The 24692-nt window shown below is 49.3% G+C and carries 30 protein-coding genes; 8 read left to right on the top strand and 22 right to left on the bottom strand.

Features of this window, described 5'->3' with window-relative positions; all coding sequences use genetic code 11:
• Positions 1-15: 15 nt before the first annotated feature.
• The gene (locus F3H97_RS01780; RefSeq protein WP_196430410.1) at positions 16-633 is read right to left on the bottom strand and encodes a succinate dehydrogenase cytochrome b558 subunit; all 618 of its coding nucleotides are present in this window, start codon (positions 631-633) and stop codon (positions 16-18) included.
• A 222-nt stretch (positions 634-855) separates the two neighbouring features.
• Between F3H97_RS01780 and F3H97_RS01775 the strand changes: the two genes are divergently transcribed.
• Entirely contained in the window at positions 856-1248 is a 393-nt protein-coding gene (locus F3H97_RS01775) for a YslB family protein (protein WP_230872787.1), read from the top strand.
• 24 nt (positions 1249-1272) lie between these two features.
• On the opposite strand, the gene F3H97_RS01770 is transcribed toward F3H97_RS01775, so the two are convergent.
• The gene (locus F3H97_RS01770) at positions 1273-2049 is read right to left on the bottom strand and encodes an aminoglycoside adenylyltransferase domain-containing protein (RefSeq protein WP_196430408.1); all 777 of its coding nucleotides are present in this window, start codon (positions 2047-2049) and stop codon (positions 1273-1275) included.
• Positions 2046-3836 carry an excinuclease ABC subunit UvrC gene (uvrC, locus tag F3H97_RS01765; protein WP_196430407.1) on the bottom strand — a complete coding sequence of 597 codons (1791 nt, stop codon included), beginning with the start codon at positions 3834-3836 and terminating at the stop codon, positions 2046-2048. The genes F3H97_RS01770 and uvrC overlap by 4 nt, the downstream gene beginning before the upstream one ends.
• A gap of 70 nt (positions 3837-3906) precedes the next feature.
• Between uvrC and F3H97_RS01760 the strand changes: the two genes are divergently transcribed.
• The gene (locus F3H97_RS01760; protein WP_196430406.1) at positions 3907-5220 is read left to right on the top strand and encodes a dihydrolipoyl dehydrogenase family protein; all 1314 of its coding nucleotides are present in this window, start codon (positions 3907-3909) and stop codon (positions 5218-5220) included.
• 42 nt (positions 5221-5262) lie between these two features.
• Here F3H97_RS01760 and mnhG read toward each other — a convergent pair whose 3' ends face one another.
• The 16 genes from mnhG to F3H97_RS01680 form a co-directional block, all read right to left on the bottom strand.
• Positions 5263-5622: a monovalent cation/H(+) antiporter subunit G gene (mnhG, locus tag F3H97_RS01755; RefSeq protein WP_015881097.1), complete on the bottom strand. Its 360-nt coding sequence runs from the start codon at positions 5620-5622 to the stop codon at positions 5263-5265.
• Positions 5600-5896, bottom strand: coding sequence for a Na(+)/H(+) antiporter subunit F1 (locus F3H97_RS01750; protein ID WP_026826530.1), 297 nt, complete (start codon positions 5894-5896; stop codon positions 5600-5602). The genes mnhG and F3H97_RS01750 overlap by 23 nt, the downstream gene beginning before the upstream one ends.
• Entirely contained in the window at positions 5896-6381 is a 486-nt protein-coding gene (locus F3H97_RS01745; protein ID WP_196430405.1) for a Na+/H+ antiporter subunit E, read from the bottom strand. The genes F3H97_RS01750 and F3H97_RS01745 overlap by 1 nt, the downstream gene beginning before the upstream one ends.
• Positions 6382-6388: 7 nt before the next feature.
• Positions 6389-7873: a Na+/H+ antiporter subunit D gene (locus tag F3H97_RS01740; protein WP_074037548.1), complete on the bottom strand. Its 1485-nt coding sequence runs from the start codon at positions 7871-7873 to the stop codon at positions 6389-6391.
• Complete coding sequence (locus tag F3H97_RS01735; RefSeq protein WP_015881093.1) at positions 7866-8207, bottom strand: Na(+)/H(+) antiporter subunit C; 342 nt, start codon at positions 8205-8207, stop codon at positions 7866-7868. The genes F3H97_RS01740 and F3H97_RS01735 overlap by 8 nt, the downstream gene beginning before the upstream one ends.
• On the bottom strand, positions 8207-8644 hold the full coding sequence (locus F3H97_RS01730) for a Na(+)/H(+) antiporter subunit B (RefSeq protein ID WP_015881092.1): 438 nt from the start codon (positions 8642-8644) through the stop codon (positions 8207-8209). Before F3H97_RS01730 ends, F3H97_RS01735 begins: the two co-directional genes overlap by 1 nt.
• Complete coding sequence (locus tag F3H97_RS01725) at positions 8616-11057, bottom strand: Na+/H+ antiporter subunit A (RefSeq protein WP_196430404.1); 2442 nt, start codon at positions 11055-11057, stop codon at positions 8616-8618. Before F3H97_RS01725 ends, F3H97_RS01730 begins: the two co-directional genes overlap by 29 nt.
• A 346-nt stretch (positions 11058-11403) precedes the next feature.
• The gene (gene trxA / locus F3H97_RS01720; protein WP_015881090.1) at positions 11404-11718 is read right to left on the bottom strand and encodes a thioredoxin; all 315 of its coding nucleotides are present in this window, start codon (positions 11716-11718) and stop codon (positions 11404-11406) included.
• Positions 11719-11825: 107 nt separating this feature from the next.
• Entirely contained in the window at positions 11826-12791 is a 966-nt protein-coding gene (locus F3H97_RS01715; RefSeq protein ID WP_015881089.1) for an electron transfer flavoprotein subunit alpha/FixB family protein, read from the bottom strand.
• Positions 12792-12805: 14 nt separating this feature from the next.
• Positions 12806-13579, bottom strand: a complete 774-nt coding sequence (locus F3H97_RS01710) for an electron transfer flavoprotein subunit beta/FixA family protein (RefSeq protein ID WP_015881088.1) — start codon at positions 13577-13579, stop codon at positions 12806-12808.
• Positions 13580-13658: 79 nt separating this feature from the next.
• Complete coding sequence (locus F3H97_RS01705; RefSeq protein WP_074037553.1) at positions 13659-14237, bottom strand: fatty acid metabolism transcriptional regulator FadR; 579 nt, start codon at positions 14235-14237, stop codon at positions 13659-13661.
• Between the two features lie 79 nt (positions 14238-14316).
• Positions 14317-15990, bottom strand: coding sequence for an AMP-binding protein (locus F3H97_RS01700; protein ID WP_196430403.1), 1674 nt, complete (start codon positions 15988-15990; stop codon positions 14317-14319).
• A gap of 136 nt (positions 15991-16126) precedes the next feature.
• Positions 16127-16591: a DUF4825 domain-containing protein gene (locus F3H97_RS01695; protein WP_015881085.1), complete on the bottom strand. Its 465-nt coding sequence runs from the start codon at positions 16589-16591 to the stop codon at positions 16127-16129.
• A gap of 12 nt (positions 16592-16603) precedes the next feature.
• Positions 16604-17734 (bottom strand): ABC transporter permease subunit, encoded by a 1131-nt coding sequence (locus F3H97_RS01690; protein ID WP_196430402.1) that lies wholly within the window; start codon positions 17732-17734, stop codon positions 16604-16606.
• Positions 17724-18605 (bottom strand): ABC transporter ATP-binding protein, encoded by an 882-nt coding sequence (locus F3H97_RS01685; protein ID WP_196430401.1) that lies wholly within the window; start codon positions 18603-18605, stop codon positions 17724-17726. Before F3H97_RS01685 ends, F3H97_RS01690 begins: the two co-directional genes overlap by 11 nt.
• Positions 18592-18981, bottom strand: coding sequence for a GntR family transcriptional regulator (locus F3H97_RS01680; RefSeq protein WP_078146516.1), 390 nt, complete (start codon positions 18979-18981; stop codon positions 18592-18594). Before F3H97_RS01680 ends, F3H97_RS01685 begins: the two co-directional genes overlap by 14 nt.
• 180 nt (positions 18982-19161) lie before the next feature.
• Between F3H97_RS01680 and F3H97_RS01675 the strand changes: the two genes are divergently transcribed.
• The 6 genes from F3H97_RS01675 to F3H97_RS01650 all read left to right on the top strand — a co-directional run bounded on the left by F3H97_RS01675 (position 19162) and on the right by F3H97_RS01650 (position 22140).
• Positions 19162-19929: a hypothetical protein gene (locus tag F3H97_RS01675; RefSeq protein WP_196430400.1), complete on the top strand. Its 768-nt coding sequence runs from the start codon at positions 19162-19164 to the stop codon at positions 19927-19929.
• 105 nt (positions 19930-20034) lie between these two features.
• Positions 20035-20445: a MarR family winged helix-turn-helix transcriptional regulator gene (locus tag F3H97_RS01670; protein ID WP_047795527.1), complete on the top strand. Its 411-nt coding sequence runs from the start codon at positions 20035-20037 to the stop codon at positions 20443-20445.
• 23 nt (positions 20446-20468) lie between these two features.
• Positions 20469-21107 (top strand): nitroreductase family protein, encoded by a 639-nt coding sequence (locus F3H97_RS01665; RefSeq protein ID WP_196430399.1) that lies wholly within the window; start codon positions 20469-20471, stop codon positions 21105-21107.
• A gap of 27 nt (positions 21108-21134) precedes the next feature.
• Positions 21135-21419 carry a putative quinol monooxygenase gene (locus F3H97_RS01660; protein WP_196430398.1) on the top strand — a complete coding sequence of 95 codons (285 nt, stop codon included), beginning with the start codon at positions 21135-21137 and terminating at the stop codon, positions 21417-21419.
• Between the two features lies 1 nt (position 21420).
• Positions 21421-21780, top strand: a complete 360-nt coding sequence (locus tag F3H97_RS01655) for a DUF1304 domain-containing protein (RefSeq protein ID WP_196430397.1) — start codon at positions 21421-21423, stop codon at positions 21778-21780.
• Between the two features lie 81 nt (positions 21781-21861).
• On the top strand, positions 21862-22140 hold the full coding sequence (locus F3H97_RS01650) for a CPCC family cysteine-rich protein (protein ID WP_196430396.1): 279 nt from the start codon (positions 21862-21864) through the stop codon (positions 22138-22140).
• Positions 22141-22172: 32 nt separating this feature from the next.
• Here the strand turns inward: F3H97_RS01650 and F3H97_RS01645 are convergent, their stop codons facing one another.
• From F3H97_RS01645 to F3H97_RS01635, 3 genes are all read right to left on the bottom strand, one after another.
• Positions 22173-22604 carry a stage III sporulation protein AH gene (locus tag F3H97_RS01645; RefSeq protein ID WP_230872786.1) on the bottom strand — a complete coding sequence of 144 codons (432 nt, stop codon included), beginning with the start codon at positions 22602-22604 and terminating at the stop codon, positions 22173-22175.
• Positions 22605-22617: 13 nt separating this feature from the next.
• On the bottom strand, positions 22618-22980 hold the full coding sequence (locus F3H97_RS01640) for a hypothetical protein (RefSeq protein ID WP_196430395.1): 363 nt from the start codon (positions 22978-22980) through the stop codon (positions 22618-22620).
• An 87-nt stretch (positions 22981-23067) separates the two neighbouring features.
• Positions 23068-24606, bottom strand: a complete 1539-nt coding sequence (locus tag F3H97_RS01635) for a hypothetical protein (protein WP_196430394.1) — start codon at positions 24604-24606, stop codon at positions 23068-23070.
• Positions 24607-24692: the final 86 nt, after the last annotated feature.

The raw sequence follows: 24692 nt of genomic DNA, 5'->3' as shown, positions 1-24692 counted from the left end.
TAAAATTCCCCCTAATTACAAGATGCCTGCAAACGTCAAAATCGAACGGATGCCGACAAAAGATAGTGCCAAGAACACGACACCTGATACGTAGCTCATGAGACGTTGCGAACGAGGTGACTGTGTGATACCCCACGTGATTGAGAACGACCAAAGACCGTTCGCGAAGTGGAACGTAGCCGAAAGGATTCCGACTATGTAGAAGATCAACATGAGCGGGTTGTCGACGATGTTTTGCATCATCTCCGCATTGACTTCTACCCCGCGTAATTTCGCAAGACGCGTTTCCCAAACGTGCCAAGCGATGAAGATCACGAGGAAAACTCCTGTGAAGCGTTGGAAGAGATACCACCAGTTGCGCGCGTATGAATAGCGGTTCGAGTTGATTGATCCGAGAAACGCGTAGTACACGCCGTACACCCCGTGGAAAATCATCGGCAATGCGATAATTGTCACTTCAAGGAAGTACAAATACGGTAAGTTCTCCATGAATTTTGCTGCTTTGTTGAATGACTCCACCCCATCGACGATGTAGTAGTTGACCGACAAATGGACGATCAAAAACAAACCGATTGGAATGACCCCAAGTAGCGAATGGACTTTACGACTGAAGTAGTCACGATGCGCTGCCATTCTAGTTCCCCCTTTTCACGAGCATTGGCTCGTATTGTCAATAAAAGCGTTTTCAAATGCAGATATAGCTTTCTGTCTCCTATTCTACTCTTGTGAAAATTGTATGACAAGACAACCTAGCCGATTTGTGCCACATTCTTTTCAAAATTACAGGATGACCAAATTCCAATTGGTCGTTATAATGATATAGAGAGATTGGAGTGATGGGATAGAATGGAAACGATGAGCCAACCAACTTTCGCGATTGAACTGCTTCGCGACTATGTGTTGACGGATTTGCTTGGCGAAGATTACGCCCAAGTCATCTATTGGTCAGGAAAACGGGTCGCCCGTAAGTTCCCGACGATGTCCGACGATGAACTGACTGCGTTCTTCGCAGAGGCAGGTTGGGGAGAGTTGACAATCAAGAAGGAACGTGGGAGCAAGTTTACTTATGAATTGACCCCACCACCTGCGACTCAGACCAAAGCGACAGGATACTATCAGCTTGAAGCTGGATTTTTAGCCGAACAGATTTCAGGTCGTTTCCAATGCGTCGCAGAAGGTTACGCCGATCCAACCCGAAAAGCTGTCCAAATCACCGTCCAACTAGACCGAAAAGACGACTACAAATAAGAGTCGATGCCAACGCATCGACTCTTATTTTTGTTTCCGCTGAAGTTGTTGACGCATGTATCGACGAAAACCATCGAGTTCGTGCCGATCAAATGTCACATTCCCCCCTCCATAGCTCTGAGTCGCCTTGCGAGCAACTTCGATAATATTTCCTGGAAAATGTCCGTTCTTTACTAACCAATCGAGTGCTTCTTGTTTGGAGAGAAGGATACCTTCTTGTTCATAGGCTTGTCCGCGTATCAAGTTCAATACGCTATACACCGTCTGTTCTTCAATCGAGTCAAGACAATCGAGCGCATCTGCTCGTATCGCATCAGAAAAATGAGCTGAATCGAATCCAGAGAGGAAGTCATGAAGCGGTTGCCCTCTCAAAGTGATACCTCGCTCTAAAATCACTAGGACGTGAGCTGCCAAATCAGGATCAGTGAATTCTTGTTGCAATTCGGTTCGTTCTTCCCTACTAGCTTCTTCAAAACGCGAGCGCCACCCTTCACTATAGTGAAACTCAAAAGGACTTGGATGGTACCAATCTTCTAGTTGCGACGTCGTCATGATGCTCAGTTCGAGGGGATATGGCTCGTTGGAGTACGAGAGACAGCAGTCGATGAGGTCTTGCCGCTCCTCTCGAGTCAACTCCTTCGATACGACGAGTAACAAATCTACATCACTTTGTTCCGGATGAAAACCACCCATCGCCAGTGAACCGTGGATATATATATGCTGAACAGTTGGTAGGAATCCATCGATCGCGTTTATGAAAGAAGCGATGAAGTTTTCCACGTTTTTTGAAACCTCTCTCATTCATCCGTCTCCTCGTGCACGTATTGAAGTACGGTCTCCGCTAATTTTTCTGGCAACCCCGCTTCCTTCAATTGTTCGAGTGATGCCAGACGAATCTGTTTCATCGACCCGAAATGGCGGATGAGCTGTTGACGACGCTTCGGACCGACACCCGGAATCTCATCGAGGATCGACTTCGTCATCTTCTTCGTCCGTAAGCTGCGGTGGAACGTGATGGCGAAACGGTGGACCTCATCTTGCATCCGCTGCAACAGATAAAAAGCGCTCGAGCGTGGATGAAGCTCGACAACGCCCCCACCTTCCCCGAATAACAGTTGGCTCGTTCGATGTCGGTCATCCTTTTTGAGCGAGCCGACCGGCAAGTCGAGCCCGAACTCGTTTTGGATGACGTCGAGTGCCGCGTTTAATTGTCCAATCCCCCCATCGATCAGTAGGAGATCGGGTAATCGCTTGTCTTCCGTCAAAAGACGGCGGAATCGTCGACGGACGACTTCACGCATCGTCTCGTAATCATCCGGTCCTTGAACCGTCCGAATCTTGTATTTCCGATATTCTTTTTTGAGTGGCTTCCCGTCTTCAAAGACGACGAGCGCCGACACGGCGTCCGCCCCCTGGATGTTCGCGTTGTCGATGATGTCGACACGTGACAAGTTGGGGATGCCGATTGCTTCCCCGAGTTCACGCATCGCGAGCAACGTCCGCTCTTCATCTCGGGCGAGCAACTCGAACTTCTCGTTTAAGGCGATTGTCGCATTCTTCGTCGCTAAATCAAGCAACTGTTTCTTTGCCCCTCGTTTCGGCTGCATCACTTTCGTTCCGATGGCGTCATTCAGTAAATCGAGCCGGACCGTCTCGGGTACGAGAATTTCTTTTGGCACGACGTTTTGTTCATAGAACTGAACGATGAAACTTTCGAGTTCTTCCGAAGGCTCTCCATGCATCGGGAAGAGCGAGACATCTCGCTCGATCATCTTCCCGCCACGCATATAGAATACTTGGACGCACATCCAGCCTCGGTCGAGCGTATAGCCGAAGACGTCACGGGCCGTCGGGTCGGCCGTGATCATGTTCTGTTTGTTCATGATCGATTCGACTGCTCGAATTTGGTCGCGTAGTTCAGCCGCACGCTCAAACTGCATGTCCTCAGCGGCACGTCCCATCTCGACGTTCAGCTTCGTGAGCGTCTCACCCGTCTCCCCGTTCAAGAAGCGTCGGATTTCCTGAACAATCTCTTTTTGCGAATCCGTATCGACCGCCAGCTCGCAAGGACCTAAACATTGCCCGATGTGATAATACAGACAGAGTTTCTTCGGCATCGGCTGACATTTCCGCAGCGGATACAGTTTATCGAGAAGACGTTTCGTCTCGTTCGCCGCATAGGCGTTCGGATATGGTCCGAAGTAATGTCCACCATCTTTCTTTAACTTACGTGTCGTCAACAGACGTGGATACGGTTCGTTCGTAATCTTGATATATGGGTACGTTTTGTCGTCCTTTAGGCGAATGTTGTACTTCGGATCGTGCTTTTTGATGAGTGTCATTTCAAGAAGCAGCGCCTCGAGTTCGCTCGCCGTCACAATGTACTCGAAGTCACGGATCTCTGCGACGAGGCGCATCGTCTTGATGTCGTGGGCGCCTGTGAAATAGGAACGCACACGATTCTTCAAGTTTTTTGCCTTCCCTACATAGATGACTTCACCATATTCGTTTTTATGCAGATAACAACCCGGCTCATCCGGGAGCAGTGCTAATTTATGCTTAATGTGGTCGCTATGACTCAATTCCATTCACCTCAGTTTAGCTTCCTCCTGGACGGGAAAAAGAGTGTGATATCTCGTCAGAGGAGGATTTTATATTATGAAACGATACGATGTCATCATTATCGGTAGCGGCTCCGCCGCGAGCCAAGCCGCTTCCATTTTACGAGAAGCCGGTAAAGAGATTGCCATCATTGAGAATTGGACGTTCGGAGGAACATGTCCTCAACGCGGATGTGACCCGAAGAAAATGCTTGCTGAAGGAGCCGAACTCCTCGCCCGAACGGAACGTATGCGCGAAATCGGCGTCGATGGAAGCATTTCACTCGATTGGTCATCTTTTAAAAAGCGGATTGATGAATATCGCTTCTCGATTCCTACTACAAAAACACAGCATTGGAACGAGATGAACGTTGATTTATATCAGGGAGAGCCCCACTTTATCGACGAGGATTCTATCGTCATCGATGGTCACGAGCTCTCTGCCCCTCAATTTTTAATCGCCACAGGTCAAACGCCCCGCCCTCTTGACATCCCAGGTGGCGAACTGGCAATCACGAGCGATGATGTGTTCGACCTTGACACGGTTCCCCATTCGATTCACATCGTAGGCGCCGGGTATATCGCATTTGAGTTTGCCCATATCTTCCGACGATTCGGAAGCGACGTGACACTCCTCATCCGTTCACGTGCGTTGAAAGCATTCGACCCGAACGTCGTCCATCGGCTCATTGAGGAATCGAAGCGAATCGGCATCACCGTCCGACATGACGTCGAACCAACACGAATCGATGGCAACGTCTTAACGTTATCAGATGACTCTACCCTCGAAGGCGTGGTCCTTAACGCCACAGGACGAATTCCAAGCATCGAGCGACTCCGGCTTGAAGCGGCCGGTGTCACAGCGGATCATCACGGTGTACACGTAAACGAGCATCTGCAAACAAGTAACCCAAATATATACGCCGCAGGCGACGTCGCCAAAAGTCCCAATCCTGCACTCACTCCATTCGCCGGTCAGGAAGGGCGCCTCGCCGCACTCAATATGCTTCACGGGAATACAAGGTCACTCCCCGAGCGTCCGGCCCCGACCATCGTCTATGCGACGCCACCGATTGCCAAAGTCGGTCTTACGGTCGAGGAAGCGGAAGCTGAGGGCATTGACTTCGACGTGAAAGAAACGGACATGTCGCACTTCCTCACCTATTCACGAATCAACGAAGCAACCGCCTATTCAAAAGTGTTACTGAGTGCAGAAGGGCACGTCATCGGGGCTCATTTGATTGGTCACCACGCCCCTGAACTCATCAACCTGTTCTCTTTCATTATACAGAACAAACTGTCGCATCAACATGTGAAGCACTTAGAAGTCGCCTATCCGACCGCCGCCTCCGACCTGACCTATCTCATTTAAACAAAAGACGGGACTTGCCTCTTGGCAAATCCCGTCTTTTTCTTATTCGATTCCTTTGTCCTTGTCTTCTTTCAGTGCGTCTTGTAATGACTTCTCCCAAAGTGGAACACCTTTCGCGTGCGCCGCACGCGAGATGAGGTGACCTCCAACAGGAGCCGTCAAGAGGACGAAGAAGAGACCGAGCAAGAGTCTTGCATCAAACACCCGTTCATCGACATATACGTGAAGGACGGCTGCGAAGAGGACGAACATGACACCGAGTGTCGCACTCTTTGAGGCAGCGTGTGTTCTCGAATAAATATCAGGGAGACGGATGAGACCGATCGCGGCGACGACCGTGAAGAAGACGCCGATGATCGTGAAGATGCCGGTAATGAGATCAAAGATCATTGTCGCGGTCATGTTGGATAATCTCTCCCCTCTCTAAGAATTTCGAGAACGCCACCGTACCAATGAAAGCCAAAATACTGAGTAGTAAGATGACTTCAAAATACAAGGTCGTATCGAGCAGAATCGACAGTAACGCGACGACCGAGATAAGCGCGATCCCGATTGAGTCGAGCGCGATGACTCGGTCTGCCGTCGTCGGTCCTTTCACGACGCGATACAACATCATCAACATCGCAAGCAAGAGAATGGCGAGCGAGATGTAGATGAGAATGTCTAGTAAATCCATCACTCTGTCGCCTCCTTAATGCTTGATTCAAAGTTATCATAAATGTCTTTTTGTAGCGCTTCTTTATCCGGCATGTGAAGCGCGTGGATATAGAGCACGGCATTGTCTTTTGACACCTGAACGACGAGCGTCCCTGGTGTGAGCGTGATCAGCATCGAGAGCAAGCTGACTTTCCATCCTTTGTCGAGCGACGTTTCATAGCGGAAAATCCCTGGTTGAATCTTCAACTTCGGACTAAGGACGAGGCGCAGTACCTCAAAGTTCGCGAGGAACAATTCACGGATGAAGATGAGAAGCAGTTTAAACAGACACCAGACGCGTGTGAAGTAAAAACCGCCCCCACTAGATTTAAAGAATCGGCGCATCATGAACAAGATGAGTAAGCCGAGTAGATACCCGATGAAGAATCCGCTCGATGTGAACGACCCCGTGAGGAACATCCAGATGAACGCCAGGAAAAAGTTAATCAATAGTTGATAAGCCATCTGTCATTCACTCCTTTATCACGGCATCGATATAGATTTCTGGATTGACGAGCGGCTCAATCGCTTGCGTGATATACGGATGGATGGCTTCTGCCCCAAATCCGTATGCGACCGCAATGATGAGCAACAAGAAGACCGGTACAATCAAACGCTTCGTATACGGTACGAGCGGCCCATCATACTCGCGCTTCGCCTCGCCCCAGAACCCGTTCAAGAAAATCTTCATGACCGAATAGAGGACGAAGAGACTCGATAAGAGGACGAGAAGTGGTCCGAACAGCTCGCCTTCGTCCATCCCACCTGAGACGATCAACAATTTCCCGAAGAATCCACTGAGTGGTGGAATCCCTGCGAGCGAGAGCGCTGCGACGAAGAACGTCCATCCGAACAACGGGAAGCGAGTGATGAGTCCACCCATATCACGGAGTTGACCGGATTTGGTGATCCCGATCATCATCCCGACGAGCATGAAGAGAACGGCCTTGATGATCATGTCGTGAATCAAGTAGTAGAGCGACCCTTCAAGGGACGTCTGCGTGTTGACCGAAATTCCGTATAAGATGACCCCGACTGCGATCATGATGTTGTAGATGATGATCAACTTAACGTCGTTATAGGCGATGGCCCCTGTCATCCCGATGAAGATGGTGAGGACAGCGAGCACCATGAGGAACGTCTGTAGAAACTCACCGTTCCCATCAAAGAGTAGCGTGTACGTCCGCAAGATCGAGTACACCCCGACTTTCGTCAAGAGAGCCCCGAACATGGCGAGAATAGGGGTCGGTGCGACCACGTACGCTCCAGGGAGCCAGTAGTGAAGTGGGACGAGTGCCCCTTTCATCCCGAAGACGATGACGAATAGCACACCGATGACGGTGATGACGTCCGGGTTATCGACAAGCGGGATCTTCATCGCCAAGTCCGCTATGTTGAGCGTACCTGTGACACCGTAAAGCAAGGCGACTGACATGACGAAGAGCGCCGAAGCGATGATGTTCACGAGCAAGTATTTGATTGACTCACGTAACTGGACGCCACGTCCACCGAGTACAATCAATACGTATGAGGACATCAAGAAGACCTCAAAGAAGACGAACAAGTTGAAAATATCGCCTGTCGTGAAGGCACCGTTCACCCCGACGAGCAAGAAGAGCATCGAGATGTACAAGTAGTTTCCTTCATATGAGTCAGAGAAATAATGGACGGCGAACCACACGATGAAGAGCGTGAGGAGAGTCGACGTCGTCACGAGTAGGGCTGACAACATATCCGATACGAGCGTGATGCCGAACGGTGCTTGCCAGTTCCCGAGGTTGAGGGTTTGAATTCCCTCCGTGGAGACCGTATGCACGAGAAAGAGTGACACGATCGCCGTAATAACTAAAGCTCCAAGAGCCATTGCGCGCTGCAGCTGGACCCGTTTTGGCATAAACATCATAAGGATGGCCGCAAGCGCAGGAATGACGATTGGAAAGACCGGTAAGTTAATCATACGATTCTGTTCCTTTCATTTCTTCCATATTGTCCGTGCTGAGCTCCTGATACGTGCGGTAGGCAAGTACGAGGAAGAACGCCGTCACCCCGAAACTGATGACGATTGCCGTCAAGACGAGCGCTTGCGGTAACGGGTCTGTGAATTCCGTCACACCGTCGACGAGAACAGGGGCAGCCCCTGTCTTCAAACCTGCCGTCGTCAAGACGAGAAGGTGTGCCGCGTGACTGAACAAGGCAGTGCCGATGATGATGCGTAACAAACTTCTTGAGAGAACAAGATAGACGGCACACATCGTCAGGACACCGATGATGATGCTAACGAAGATTTCCATTATTCACTCTCTCCAATCGTTTGTATAATCGTCAAGGTGATTCCGATGACTACGAGGTAAACCCCTAAGTCGAACGCAATCGCCGTGTGAAGCGTCTGTTCACCGAGAAGTGGTAAGTCAAACTTCCCGTATGCGTGCGTCAAGAACGGACGACCCAAGAAAACCGAGTGAAGACCTGTCGCAAGCGCAATCAGTAATCCGGTCGCCGTCATGAGACGGTAGTCAATCGGGAGCACGTTCGCGAGCGTCTTCGAATCAAACGCGAGCAACAGTAAGACGAGTGCCGCGGATGTCATCAATCCACCGATGAATCCTCCACCTGGTGAATAGTGACCGGCAAAGAACAAGTCGATGGAGAAGATGACAATGATGAAGAAAATGATAATCGCGGCCGTCTGCAAAATGACGTCATTGACGCGTCTGCTGTTTTGCTTCATGTTCACCTTCCCCTTTCGTACGTCGTGTTGTTCTAAATTTAATCATCGTGTAGATCCCGAAAGCCGCAATCCCGAGAACCACGATTTCAAACAGGGTATCAAATCCACGGAAGTCGACGAGAACGACGTTAACCATGTTTTTACCTGCTGCAAGCTCATACACGTTCTCTTTGTAATACTCTGAGATCGAAGTGAGCGATTTGTTTGTGAGCGCCATGAAGCTGAGGAGCGTCACGGTCGTCCCGACGAGAACAGCCACGATGGCATTCCCGACTTTGAAACGCATCCGTACTTCCTTCTTGCTGATGTCCGGCATGTGATAGAAGACGAGCAAGAACAATGCGACCGAGACCGTCTCGATGACGAGCTGCGTGAGCGCCAAGTCCGGTGCACCGAAGAAGACGAAGAACAGTGCCACGCCGTATCCAACGACCCCAAGTAGGATGATGGACGGGAGACGCGACTTCATGAAGAGAATCGCGAGCGCCGCTAGCATGACGACGGCTCCAAGTACATATTCATAAGGTGCAATCTCAGCCAGGTTCTCAAACGAGAAGCGGTACATGTCGAACCACCAGATGCTGAAGAGCATCATACCTGAGAGGAAGACGAAAATATAGATCAAGTACGACCGGATGAAACCAGTCATGTAGTTGTCTTTAAAGCGATATGCCGCCTTGTTCGACCAGACGAGCGTACCGTCGTACATCCCGTTGAGCGTCAAACGATGTGGGATGCGGTTGTAGATGCCCATCCATTTACCCATTTGCCAGAACAGCAATGAACCGAGAAGGATCACCCCGATTGTCATATATAGTTCAGGCGTCAAACCGTGCCAGAAGTAAATATCTACTTTAACATCTTGCCCTTGCGCGACGAGTGTCGGATAGATCGACTCGACGGCTGGCTTGATGAGCGAGTTCGACAACACGTTCGGGAAGAACCCGAGACCGACAACGAGAAGCGCGAGGATGACCGGCGAAATCAACATGCCGATCGGCGCCTCATGCGGTTGTTTCGGCAATTGATCGAACTTCGCCTTGCCCATGAACGTCCGCGTGAACAGCATGATGCTGTAGATGAACGTGAACACACTTCCGACGAAGGCGATGATCGGGAGTAGAATCCCAATCGTATCGAGCGCAAAGAAGTCGGCCGAGAAGACTTTCGTCGTCGCCTTCAAGAACATCTCTTTACTCAAGAATCCGTTAAATGGCGGAAGACCAGCCATCGATAACGAACCGATGACGGCGACCGTGAATGAAATCGGCATGACGGTCATCAGACCACCGAGTTTACGAATGTCACGTGTGCCCGTCTCGTGGTCGACAATCCCGACCATCATGAAGAGCGAGCCTTTGAACGTCGCGTGGTTGATCAAATGGAAGATCGCCGCAATCGTCGCGACCATAAAGATGTTGTCATCCATGCCGTCATAGTGGAGCGCCGCCGCTCCGAGTCCAAGGAGTGACATGATCAACCCTAGCTGACTGACGGTCGAGAACGCTAGGATTCCCTTCAGGTCGGTCTGCTTCACGGCATTGAATGAACCCCAGAACATCGTGAACATCCCGACTCCGGCTATCGTCCATAGCCAGACGGATGACTCTTGGAACACCGGGCTCATGCGGGCCACAAGGTAGAGACCCGCCTTGACCATCGTTGCTGAGTGGAGGTACGCACTGACCGGAGTCGGTGCTTCCATCGCGTCAGGCAACCAGATGTGGAACGGGAACTGCGCTGACTTCGTGAACGCCCCGAGCAAGATGAGAATCATCGCGACGAGGAAGAATGGACTCTCGGCGATGACGCCCGAGTTCGCGACCATATCGCGAATGCTGTACGAGCCGACCATCGATTCGAGTAAGACGATCCCCCCGAGCATCGACAATCCGCCGAACACGGTGAGAAGCATCGACTTCTGCGCTCCATAGCGGGAACGTTCTTTCTCATACCAATATCCAATCAACAGGAATGATGAAATCGATGTGAGCTCCCAGAACATATACATGACAATCATGTTATCCGAGAGAACGACCCCGAGCATCGCACTCATGAACATCAAGAGATACACGTAAAAATGCCCGAGCGACTCTTTGTCCTTATTCAAATAGTAAATCGAATAAAGGACGACCAGTGCGCCGATTCCCGTGATGAGAAGGGCGAACAAGAGACTGAGTCCATCGACGTATGCCGTGAAGTTAATCCCGAGGGATGGCATCCACGCAATCGTCTCTGTCACGACGTCCCCTGCACTCGTGATCGGAATGAATCCGGCGAAGTAGGTGACGAGCACGACCGGAACGATCAAGACGAACCAGCCTGTATGAATTTGTTTCATCCCCCGGAACAAAAGCGGGATGAATGGTGCCGCAAGAAGCGGCAACAAAATAGCTAAATGTAACAGCGACAAGAAAATTCCTCCTTCGAACAGAGTCGTACAATAGATTGAGCCGTAAAGTAAGGTCACTTGACTCCATCATGTCTTCCTCATGAGTATAGCGTAAATTTTCAGTCTGTTTCCATGATAAAAGCTTCCAGTTCAAGCGCTCCCCCGTCAAAATTCCGAATCTGTTAAATATGAAGGAAGCCGACGGAATTTCTTCAAAAAAAATTTGAAATCAGACGTTATGTATCGGAATATGACCGGATTGAGGGTGCGTGGAATAACTCATCCTATTCCCTACTTGCCTGTCCTTTTCCTTCTTTTCTACTCAGTAAAACAAAAAAGCAGCCGATCTCAATCGGCTGCTACGCAATTATTGTGCTGTCGCGATAAACTCTTTCAATGCTTCTTTTGGTTGGAAGCCCATTGTTTTCGAAACAGGCTCACCATCTTTGAACATCATGAGTGTCGGGATACTTTGGATTTGGAAAGCACCTGCGACTTCAGGGTTTTCGTCGACATCGAGTTTCACGATTTGGACTTGGTCACCCATTTCTTGATCGAGTTCTTCAAGAACTGGCGCGATCATGCGACATGGTCCACACCAAGTTGCCCAGAAATCTACGAGGACGACGCCCTCTTTTACATCTTGTTCAAACGATTGAGTCGTTGCATGTTTAATAGCCATTTGTAAAAACCTCCCCAATAAGATGAGAGAGTCCTGATAGAGAACTCTCATGCAATTCATGTTCAGAGTATACCACGGAGGGTAACAACCCCAAAACGTTTTGCTTATTAGCTATTGACGAGGTGCTTACGGAACTCTTCCGTCAACATCGGGACGACATCGAACAAGTCGCCGACGATGCCATAGTCTGCCACGCTGAAGATGTTTGCTTCTGGGTCCTTGTTGATGGCGACGATGACTTTCGCGTTACTCATCCCAGCCAAGTGTTGAATCGCTCCCGAAATCCCACATGCGATGTAGAGGTCCGGTGTGACAACTTTACCCGTCTGTCCGATTTGAAGTGCGTAATCGCAGTAATCGGCGTCACATGCTCCACGTGAAGCACCGACCGCGCCTCCGAGAAGCTCTGCCAACTCTTCAAGCGGTTTGAACCCGTCTTCGCTCTTGACGCCACGTCCACCTGCGACGATGACTTTCGCTTCCGCCAAATCCACTTTCCCAGTCGCTTTTCGCACGACTTCTTTGACGATCATCGCAAGGTCTTTCAATTCGACGGCCGGCGTTTCAACAGAGACGCTCGCGCCTGCTTGACGTGCAAGTGCATCGATGTTGTTTGGACGGATTGTGAAGAACATGACCGAATCTTTGAACTTCACTTTCTCGAACGCTTTCCCTGAGTAGATTGGACGCACGAACTCTGCGTCACGTCCAGTTCCTTCGATAGAGACAACGTCACTGATGAGTCCGGCATCTAGACGTGCCGCAAGTTTCGGTGCGATGTCTTTTCCAAGAGCCGTGTGCCCGAGAACGATCATTTCCGGATTTTCTTGCTCGATCAACTGGCGGAGCACTTGACCGTAGCCGTCAGGCGTATAATGCTTGAGGCGATCATCTTCGACGACGAGGACGCGGCTTGCACCATACTCCCCGAGTTCTTGTGCGAGTGATTGCACGTGATCCCCAATCACGACTGCCGTCACATCGTCTGTCAATTGCTTCGCCGCAGCGATGGCTTCGAATGATACGTTACGTAACGCGCCTTCACGCGCTTCTGCGAGTACTAAAGCTTTCATCTATGATCTCCCCCTTAAATGACTTTCGCTTCCGTGCGAAGAAGTTGTACGAGCTCGCTCACTTGTGTCGACATATCGCCTTCAAGGATGCGACCGGCTTTCTTCTCTTCTGGCAAGAATCGTTCAATCGTCTCGATTTTCGCTTCGATTTCATCTTCATCGAGATCGATGTCCATGAGTTCGAGTTCTTCGAGCGGTTTCTTCTTCGCCTTCATGATCCCTGGCAAGCTCGGGTAACGTGGCTCGTTCAACCCTTGTTGTGCCGTCACGAGAAGTGGGAGTGCGACTTCGATCACTTCCGTATCCCCTTCGACGTCACGTGTGACCGTAGCCGTTGTACCATCGATTTCAAGACCCGTGATCGTCGTCACGTAGTTCATGTCGAGAAGTTCTGCGACACGTGGTGCGACTTGTCCGCTACCGCCATCGATTGCTACGTTTCCTGCGAAGATGAGGTCCGCGTCCTGTTCTTTCAAGTATGTGGCGAGCACTTTTGAAATCGTGACATGGTCCGCATCCTCGACATCGTCCTCGATTGAGATGCGAACGGCTTTGTCCGCACCCATCGCAAGCGCTGTACGCAATTCTTTATCCGCGTCTTCTGGTCCTACCGTGACGACCGTGACCTCTCCCCCGAGTGCGTCACGTTTTTGAATCGCTTCTTCGACCGCATATTCGTCATACGGGTTGATGATGAACTCAGCGCCGTCTTCTTGAATTTCCCCATTCTCGAGCTGAATCGCTTCCTCAGTATCAAACGTACGTTTCAGCAAAACAAAAATATTCATGGTTGATCCCCCTTTAGTCAATTCTTCCCATCATTCATGAATCAGCATTCATTTTTTGAGCTAGTGATAGGGCTCACTGTTACGTAAGCCCTTTTTTCAACATATGGTGCACATTTGGAAGCGTCGACAACAGATCATACTTGAAGCCGCTCGCCATCCAACTCGTCACAACCTCATCGATTGTGCCGAAAATCATTTGACGGGCGAGTCGATAGTCTAAATCTTTGTCAAACTCTCCTGTCTCGATTCCATGTTTGACGACAGAATCGATTAAGTTCAAATACGGTTTGAGCACTTCTCCGATTTTTTGGCGAAGTACCAAGTTCGACTGCCGAAGTTCGATTTGTGTCACGACGGCGAGGTCGTAATCTGCCGACAGTTGCTTTAAATGTGATTCAATCAACTGATACAACTTACTCCCGGCTGACGTCTCGCTCTCGATTTGTTGTTTCGAGTAGTCGATGAACAGCCCCATCTTCGCTTGGAACAATTCGATTAAGAGATGCTCCTTGTTTTTAAAGTACAAATAGATCGTGCCGTCCGCGACACCCGCCTCTTTGGCGATGGCTGTCACCTTTGCACCGTGATAGCCATGATTGGCAATTACTTTGACCGCCGCATCAATGATTCGGTCACTTTTCGAAATATGATTTGTCATTAACCCCAAGCTCCTTACCGTTGCAGAAAAATGAATGATGGTTCATTCATTTATTATTCTATCATGCGTACGCTTGGTGTCAACTGCTTTGTTTCACTTGTTTGGCCTTCTCTTCGTCGACGAGGACACGGCGTAAAATCTTACCGACGAACGTCTTTGGCAACTCGTCGCGGAACTCATACAACTTCGGCACTTTATAGGCCGCAAGCTTCTCACGACAATGTTTGTCGAGTTCTTCTTCCTTCACACTCGAGCCATCGCGAAGGACGATGAACGCTTTGACCGTCTCACCCCGATATGGATCTGGGACACCGATACAGACCGCTTCCTTCACGGCCGGATGTTCGTAGAGGACTTCTTCGATTTCACGCGGATAGACATTAAAGCCACCTGCGATGATCATGTCCTTCTTCCGGTCGACAATATAGAAGAACCCGTCCTCGCCCATGTAGCCGAGGTCACCAGTTGCGAGCCACCCATCTTTCAAGACGGCTGCCGTTTCCTCCGGTTTCTGCCAGTAGCCTTTCATGACTTGTGGACCGCTCAGCATGATCTCCCCGATTTCACCGATGTCCGCCTCTGTCTCTCCGTCTGCTTTTACTATTTTAGCAGAAGTATCCGATAACGGGGCACCGATCGAGCCAACAATCCGTTTATCCCACAAGAAGTTCGCATGCGTGACCGGCGACGTCTCAGACAAACCGTACCCTTCGACAATGCGACCACCCGTGATCTTCTCAAATTCCTCTTGCACCTCGATTGGAAGCGGAGCCGAACCCGAGATACACGCTTCAATCGAAGACAAATCGTACATCTTCAGTTTCGGGTCGTTCAAGATTCCGACATACATCGTTGGTGCGCCTGGGAAGAAGTGTGGCTTTTTCTTCTGAATCGTCTTCAAGACATCCGTCACTTCGAAACGTGGTACGAGGACGAGCTCATAGCCGTTCGTGACACCGAAGTTCAGACAGCACGACATCCCATAGACGTGGAAGAACGGTACGACACACAAGACGCGTTTCTCGTCCCCACGATTATACTTATAGAATAAGTTCGTGATTTGATCCGCGTTCGCCGTCAAGTTGAAGTGGGTCAACATGACGCCTTTCGGAAGTCCCGTCGTCCCCCCAGTGTATTGAAGAACGGCGACATCTTCTTTCGGTTCGATGTCGAGTGGCGTGATAGGGTTAAAGTCTTTATAATTTTTAAACGGCGTCGATCCGGTCGTATCGATGACGATATTGTTCTCCCGTTTCACTTTGATTGGATATAGTTTGTTTTTCGGGAATGGTAAGTAATCAGCGATACTCGTCGTGATCACGGTTTGAATCTCCGTCTTCTCACTGACGCGAAGCGTTTTCGGATATAACAGGTCGAGGGTAATGACGATTTTGACACCTGCGTCCGTGACGAGATTTTCTAGCTCACGTTCCGTATAGAGTGGGTTCGTCTGGACGACCGTCCCTCCTGCATAGAGTACGGCATAGAACGAGATGACGTATTGAGGACAGTTTGGAAGCATGAGGCTGACGCGGTCGCCTTTTTCAAGCCCTTTCGCTTGAAGCATCGTTCCGAGTCGACGTGCGGCATCATCGATTTCCGCGAATGTCCACTCCTTTCCGATAAAGGAGACGGCCGTACGATTTGGATAATCCTTTGCTGCGCGAGACAACGCCTCATAGAGCGGCTTTACCTCATAATCGATTGACTGGGGCATTCCTTCTGGATAATCTTGTAACCACGGTTTGTTCATCGCTGTTCCTCCTTGGAAATGAATACTCATTCAGTTAACCCTATTATAATGCTAAGAAAACGCTTTCATCTACCCTTTACCCGATAATTTTCAGAAAATATCAAAAAAAGCGATTGGATTTGTCATCCAATCGCTGTCATACCCGCCTAAAATAGGAATCTTTCGAATCCAATTTTTCAAGCTTCTGATTCATGAGTTGTTGCAATTCTTTTTCATGACGAATATTTGAGAAGTCAGTCCCGAACCATGCCTCCATTTCAGGTCGAGAGAAGGCATAGGTCCGGTTCGGGAAAGCAAAACGGACGATTTCGGCGTTCGGGATGAGGGTGAAGTAGGCAGCCGCATTCCGAATCGCCAGATGTTCTTGTTCCGCTCGTTCCATACCCGGGTCTTCGTAACGGACGGTCAACCCATAAGGACGCTTCTTCGTCTGCAGTTCGACCGATCGATAGCATTCATGTAGCGGCAAACTTCCGGCAATGCCGACGACGGCTGCATTGTCCCCGACTTTCGCCCCTTTGTATTCAAAGGCGTCCGGTTCCGGGTTCATACATCCTGCCAGTGAGATGACGAGGACGAGCAACAGACAGAAGCGTTTCATAGGTGTCCCTCCTTACGATTTGAGTCTCAAGTTGAAGCGGTAAAGCAAACGCTTAGCGAGTAAGTGTGCTAAGAACGCTCCGATCACAAAGCCTACGATGTACAACATACTGTTCGCTTGATACGTGAATGTCGTGAACACAATTCCTGTGAACATCGCGATACATCCAACGATGATAATGTGGACGAGCCATAACCAGTTGTTGAACATGAAGAAACGACCGTTGTTTTCTTGTGGTGCACGATTGTACATCCAAGCTCCTAACCATAATGACAAGACGATAAAGACGATAGACGATGGAATGCTAATCGTGACGAACTCTTGCCAATACTGATTGGATCGAATGTATTCATATAAAGATAAATTCATCAAGTTACCGAGTGGTGAGATGGCTTGAATAAATACACTTTCATAAGCTGAATCGATTAACCAACCCAACGCATCACCTCGACCAGTCAGCGAGTAAGCTGATCCTTGAATCAATGCGAGAATTCCTAACGGGAAAATCAAGGCGACAAACGACCACACTGATTGAGAAATCGATTCCCCACCGAACGATCCCATCCATAAAGCCAACGAGAATAACGAGATCCCAATCAAGGCGATATACAAGACGATCACAATCGATTTAAATACGGTCCCTTCTAATAAGAAGGAATAACGAGAAGTGGCGACCAATGCAAACATCGCGATACTTCCTAACAGCGTGGACATGATAATCCCACTTGCCCCCAACACCCATTTTGATATGTACAGCTGGGTGCGGGTGAACGGGAGCGACATCGAAAAGTCCGACATTTGACTGTTTCGTTCGGCACCAATGAGCGACGTGGCCATGAGCGCACTAAACACGACGAATAAGAATACAACTGGTCCTACCGGAATGACATCACCTATGTCACCAAGATAGAAAGCTAAACTCGAATCAGGGTCGAAGAAGGACTCAACCGTCAGGCGATCTCGTTCTTCAAATGGGATCCCGTAATCTACAGAATTCGCTCGTGCATCTTTAATCTGCTCATCAAACTGCTCAAATTGTGTCCAAGCCGGCACAGTGAAGGCGACGACGCCTAAGAAGACGAGCAGCATCCAAAGTAACGACACTTGTTTCCAATCTTTCTTTAACAATACTTTAGACAGCATGGGCTTCTCCTCCTAACTGGACACGGAAGACGTCTTCAAGAGACATCGGAATCTCTTCGATGAGCATCGGATTGTATGAATCGATGAACGTCTCGAGCTCTTCCGTCCGTTCTTTCGCCATGAACAGCACGACACGTCCCGTCACGCTAATGATTTCGATATCTTTTCGTTCGAGCAGTTCGACCGGGACATGGTCGTTGAAGACGACTTGCCACTTGATGCTGAGGGCACGCGCCTCTTCGAGCGACAAGATCGCTTTGACACGTCCATTCTCAATCATGATGATACGGTCAGCGATGCGTTCGAGTTCATGAAGTTGGTGACTTGAGACGATGATCGAGCAGTTCCGATTCTCAACTTGGGCAATCATCAGTTTCAACACGTCAGATTTAGCGACGACGTCTAAACCGTCCGTCGGTTCGTCGAGCAGGTAGTATTTCGCTTGGACGGCGAAGGCGAGCGATAACGTGACGAGTGCCTTTTGTCCTTTAGAAAGCTGGCGGATCTTTTTGTTGTCGATGTTGTATCGTGTCAATGTCTCACGGAAGACGGTACGGTTGAAGGATGGATAAATCGATTCATACAGGTCAGTCGCCTCATTCACCGTATAATTTTTGAGCGCATCGGCTGAATCCGGTACGAAAATGACGTCACGCTTCAATCCCGCATCTTTAAAGATACTTTTCGAACCATAGAGCACGTCGCCCATATCTGGGCGGATGATGCCGACCATCGTGCGGAGAAGCGTTGTCTTACCGGCACCGTTACGTCCGACGAGCGCAATGATTTCTCCAGATTCGACCGTAAAGTCGATGCCATCGAGTATCGTTTGACGGTCAATTTTTTTACTTAACTGTTCAACTTTCAGCATTGGATTTCCCTACTTTCTCATATTCCGTTCGCAATACGCCAATGGCTTCGTCTAACGGCACGTTCGCATAGTGGCAATCAATCGCAATCTTTTTGATCGAGGCGATGACCGGCTCACGTGCCGCATCATCGTCCACCCAGTCCTCGGAGACAAACGTCCCGCGCCCACGTCGCATCTCAAGCAGCCCGAGCCGTTCCAATTCCTGATATGCCTTACTGACCGTATTTGGATTGATGACGAGGTCGGTGGCGAGTTCACGCACGGACATCACCTTATCTCCGGGTCGTAAAATTCCACGGATTACGAGCTCTTTCGTTTGATTGACGATTTGTTCGTATAGCGGTTCTGAACTTTTCATATCGATTTTGTATAACATGGGTCACACCCTCTCATAATCAATGTTACTCTTTAAGTGTATTATATGTATTAGTACACGCAATTACAATAGTTCTTTGAGGGCACTTTTAGTTTACAGCGAAATGGAAATGATTTGAATAAGACTTTGGACCGAGGTATTCCTCTTCAATATCAGGTAAATTGAACGAGAGGTGACGAAATGATCAGAAAACGAATCATAGCAGGTGTGGCCGTCGGGCTTGTCGCTGGCGGGCTCTTCGTGTATACGACGCATGAAAAGTCAGAGGCACGGGAGACATACAACGCGTATGTGAAGCAAACGTACAATGAACAACCCGACATCGAGCTGTCACGCGACTGGCATATGGGCGGTTATACCGGAGAAGTGACATTGACGAAGGAACCGTTCGCTGGCACTTATTTTCTCGTGACGTACAGTGACGGCTCCATCCACGATAACGTGCTCGAGACATATTGGGAACGCGAGGCAGAGCGGACGATTCACGAGCGCCTCGTGTCGCAAGGAATCTTGAACGAGAAAGAGACGGTCCGTGCGGAAGTACCGCTCGGAGTGTCCGATGATGCACAAGCGAACATCTTCCCGACCCCGACGTCCATCTATGAAACAAATCCGAAGACGTATCTCGACGTCTCAATCATGTTTCATGAAGACTGGAACAATAGGGACGAACAGAAACGACGGATCCTCGATGTCATCCGTGAAGTGGAATCCGACGTCTATTCGATTCACTTCTCGTTCGATGGGAAACCAGGCGGCAACGATGACTACACCGAGCGGTACATGATGTTCACGCGCAAAGCGTCTGACATCGACCCGTCCTTCCTCGATGTGCGGACGATTGAGGACTTGAATGCCTACGACCGAATGTATGGATTCGACGAGACGACATTCACAACAGAATATCGATTTGATGGCACCCCCATCGTAGAGGAGACGACACAATAATCCGGTGTCGTCTTTTTTTGAGCGTTTGACTTTACAGACAATCCAAAACGTTGTATCGTTTGACAAGTCAACGATTGATAAGTCAATTGAGAAAGGTGGGACGCAATGGACCTACGTGAAATCAGCCGATTACTTTACCAAATCAAGTTGGCGGAACAAAACGTCGCATCGTCGTTCGAACGGGAGACGGGCTTCAGCCTGACCCGCTACGAGATGTTACAAGTCGTCAAAGAACGAGGCGTTTGTTCGCAACGTGCGATTAAAGAAGAAATGAAAATCGACAATGCTGCCATCACCCGACATTTGAAAATCCTTGAAGAGAAAGGGTATGTCGTCAGAGAGCGGAACGCGGAGAACCATCGCGAGATGTTCGTCCGTGTGACAGAGAAAGCAGAGCAAGATCTTGGGCACTGCGAACGAGACGAACAGGCCAACCACCTCGTCTTACAAGCCTTGTCCGCTGAAGAGATTCAACACTTATCCGGACTGCTTCAAAAATTGAACAGTCACACCTAAACAGAGAAAGAAGGAATTCACCAATGGCAACTACATTCGAAAACAATACATTCACAGACGTTATGTTCGGTCGTAAATCAATCCGTGTCTATGACGAGAGCGTGAAAATCTCACAAGAAGAAATGCTCGAGATGATTCAAGAAGCAACGACTGCCCCATCATCGGTCAACATGCAACCATGGCGTTTCGTCGTCGTCGAAAGCCCAGAAGCGAAAGAGACGCTTAAACCGCTCATCCGTTTCAACACACGTCAAAACGACACGTCTTCTGCGATGCTCCTCATCTTCGGAGACATGGAATGCTACGAGTACGGCGAACAAATCTACGATCAAGCGGTCGCAGAAGGCAAAATGCCACAAGAAGTGCGCGATCAACAGCTCGGCGCGATCATCCCTTACTACAAAAACCTCTCGAAACAAGAGATGAACGACATCGTGAAGATCGATGCGAGTCTCGCAGCGATGCAATTCATGCTCACAGCCCGTGCACACGGCTATGACACGAACCCAATCGGCGGTTTCGAGAAAGACCAGCTCGCAGAAGCATTCGGTCTCGATAAAGATCGTTACGTACCAGTCATGATCTTGTCTGTCGGGAAAGCAGCAGAAGAAGGTTACGAATCAGTCCGTCTTGACGCTCAAACGGTCACATCGTTCAAATAATTCATGAAACAATCGGAGGAATCACCCATGATCTTAGTTAACGCTACATTCGATATCCAAGCATCACAACGCGAGAACTTCTTGCGTGACATCCAAGTCTTAATCGACTCATCAAAACAAGAAGCAGGTTGCGTCGGATATGACTTATACGAGTTAACATCTATCGAGAACCGTTTCGTCATGATCGAGAACTGGGAAGACCAAGCCGCTCTCGAGCAGCACAACCAAAACCCGGTCCTCATCAACTTCGCACAAAACGTCGCGAACTACGTGTCTGCGAAACCAGTCATCCAAGTAGCAGCAGTCAACTAATATGTCGACGCTCACTCTTGTGCTCGGGACACTCGTCGCCATCGAATTCTTCTATATCTTCTATTTAGAAACGATTGCGACAGCCTCTTCCTCGACGTCACGCGTCTTCCGTATGTCGAAAGACGAGCTGACGAGAGACTCGGTGTCGGTTTTGTTCAAAAATCAAGGCGTGTATAACGGATTGATTGGGGTCGGGCTCTTGTACGGACTCTACCTCTCCCCCAACCCGGTCGAGATTGTCACCATGATTCTGCTCTATATCATTCTCGTTGCCCTATATGGCAGTATCACGAGTGACAAGAAGATTATTCTGACACAAGGTGGGCTTGCCATCTTGACGTTGATCTCGATGTATATGTGATGACAGAAAAAGCGTTCGACCTGAGAAAAGGTCGGACGCTTTTTGCTTGTATCCTCTATACTAAATAGTGAGGTGATAATGGTGAGATACACATGCCCATGCTGTGGCTACCAGACGTTAGAAGAAGAACCTCCAGGCACATACGACATTTGTCGAATCTGCTTTTGGGAAGATGACGGGGTTCAATTCGACGATCCCGATTATGAAGGCGGTGCGAATACGGTGTCGCTTCGACACGCTCAACAGAATTACATCCAATTTGGTGCGAGTGATCGGCTCTTTTGTGATGATGTCAGAACACCAAATGAGCATGATAAAAAAGACCCAGACTGGAGACCCCTCCCTAGCAAGTTGACTTAATACAAGGTCACCCGTATAAGAGGTGACCTTAATCATTCATTTAATCTAATACGCTCCCACATCTCTTCATCGACGCCAAAGAACGCTTCATGGGAACATACGGCGAGCACACACGTATCTCCCGCGTAAAACATCAAGTCTTCCGGAAGTTCTGGGTGGATCCAACTGAACAACGAGCCACCCTGCTCTTTTAGGAACTGTGCTGTCCTGTAATTCATATGAAAAGAATATAGATACGCTGTATCCCCAGACAGTCGTGTTGTCTCCCACTCACTCACGATGGTTCGTTCGATCAAATCCCAACGAATCTCTTCAGTCAGCAAATCCATATACGCTAGACGCTCCTCTTCAATCTCCATTCTTCGCCTGTCTTCCACGAAAGCAAAATGAGTGCAGTGCTCAAGCAAAACATCAATGAGCGCCTCATAGCGCTTTCCCTTTACATCTTGATTGATCATCAACATGCTTTCAAGCCTCCTATGGTGAAGCAACAAATATACCCGTCTCTTCAGTAATCTCAAACGAATCTTGATTCCATCTCACTTCAATCGTCCCGACTCGTTCGGGTTCTTCGACACTTCGATATAATCGCCTGACCTCCATTTCAAAAGTGAAAAAGCCACTTGATTGTTTCATATACCCCTCTTGATTTACATATGTATTTGTTTGATCCCCGATCAGCTTGAACGAGTCACAGCTCTCATCCTCACACTGTACCGAATACGCTTCCTCGAACCAGCTTATAAAGTCAGCCTCATCCGCTTTCGTTGGATACATCGGTGCCGCCCAGACTCTAGCTACAATCAACACAACAAAACCGATGAACAACCATTTTTTCATACGCTCTCCCCCGCTCTCACTATCCAAAGTCTACCATATCCATTTCATCAAAAAAACCGCCCTGACCGAAGTCAGAGCGGAGTCCTATTATAAGGCGAAAATCGCTGCAGATACACCGACGACACCAACGAGCGCCATCGCATATACCGGTACACGTGGCATTTCGCCATTGTTGTCGAGTGCTTTCCCAAACATGTAGAAGACGATCGGGTGCACGAGGAACGGCATCGAGAAGATGAGCGGGATGAGAAGTGACGCTTCCGTCCCGAACATTCCACCTTGAACCGCTGCGAACAATCCGAAGTGCGAGATCGCTGACGATTGTGCCATCGTCGTGTAATCAAACGCAATCGTGCTGAACGTCAAGATGACGAGACCACCGAAAACGGCCATCATTTGCCACCCGAACGAGAACTGCATAAGGGCTTTGACTTCTTTGAAGTCTTCCCCGTTCGCCGCGCGTAAGTTTTTCAACGCGAGCGCAGTGAGTACGAGACCGACCAAAACGATGATGGCTGTCGGCCAAATCCAGAGAGCACCGTTGTCGGCACTGACTGCGAGAATCGAGAATACGAAGATATGTCCGAAGAACGGGATGTTGATCATGATCGGCGCGCGTTTCGCCGCCACTTGACCGAAGTCACCAGCCGTACACGCTCCTGTGAGACCACTGTGTGAAAGTGAACCTGCCATACCTGGCGCGAGGTTACGGATGTGACCCGTACGAGCGAACCACATGATGAGCGCGATTCCACCGAACATCCAGAACAACTGACCGAAGAAACCGTACACGAGAATCGAGTTCATACCTTCGATTGCGAATGCGTCACCGATTCGTGAACCACCGACCATGAAGTTGGCAGCCAAGACGACCGGAATCCCTGCGAAGAGAAGCGCGCGGACAGTCGGTCCATACGTCCAGTTATGGAAGATGGCACCGAGTGCTGACGAAATCAACATCGCGAAGAAGATTTGCGGAAGTGCGATAATCGGCTGAACCGCTGTCGCAATCAAGAACGAGACGAACAAGATGACTAGCAAGAGGACTGTCTCGATGACACCTTTTTGCATGTATACTTTCTTGTCCTGAATCTGTGCTTTATGGTCGATGAGTAAGAACGACACGGCAAGACCGAGGAGTGCGAGGATTGGGTAGTAAAGCGCAATCCCTTCTGCCGTACCTGGCTCGATTGCCATACGGAAGAATCCTTCCAAACCGACGAGCAAGAAGAACGAACGAAGGATGAAGATGAACTGCGTTCGTCCTGTCCCGAGGAACATTTCCTCTTTGGCAGGAATGACGATGTCCTCCATGTCGAGCTCTTGTTTACTCAAGATTTTACGAAGTTCTTGTCCGCCGACGAAGAACGAAACGACTAACGCAATGATCGTCGTCCGTGACAAGAAGTCGACGAGCGGAAATTCAGGAAGACCCGGCGTCGCGATACCGAGCTCGACCATGCCGAACCCGAGACCGAGACCGAAGATGACGATGACGAGGATCGGCGAGAAGCGTGTCCCAGCCACGACCATACGAGATAAAATGACCATTGGAATAACGAAGGCCATAAGCAACCAGAATTGGTTGATCAGTTGCATTTGAGATAATTGCTGTACAAGTTCCATTGACTAACCCCTAACATAATTTTTAGCACACAATATCGAAGTGTACAGTAATGAACATTGTGTGACAATAGGGTGTGATGTTTTGT

It is taken from the genome of Exiguobacterium sp. SRB7LM, from assembly GCF_015712685.1.
Classification (GTDB): Bacteria; Bacillota; Bacilli; order Exiguobacteriales; family Exiguobacteriaceae; genus Exiguobacterium; species Exiguobacterium profundum.
Note: the sequence above shows the minus strand (reverse complement) of the source record. Positions and strands in the feature narration are given on the sequence as shown.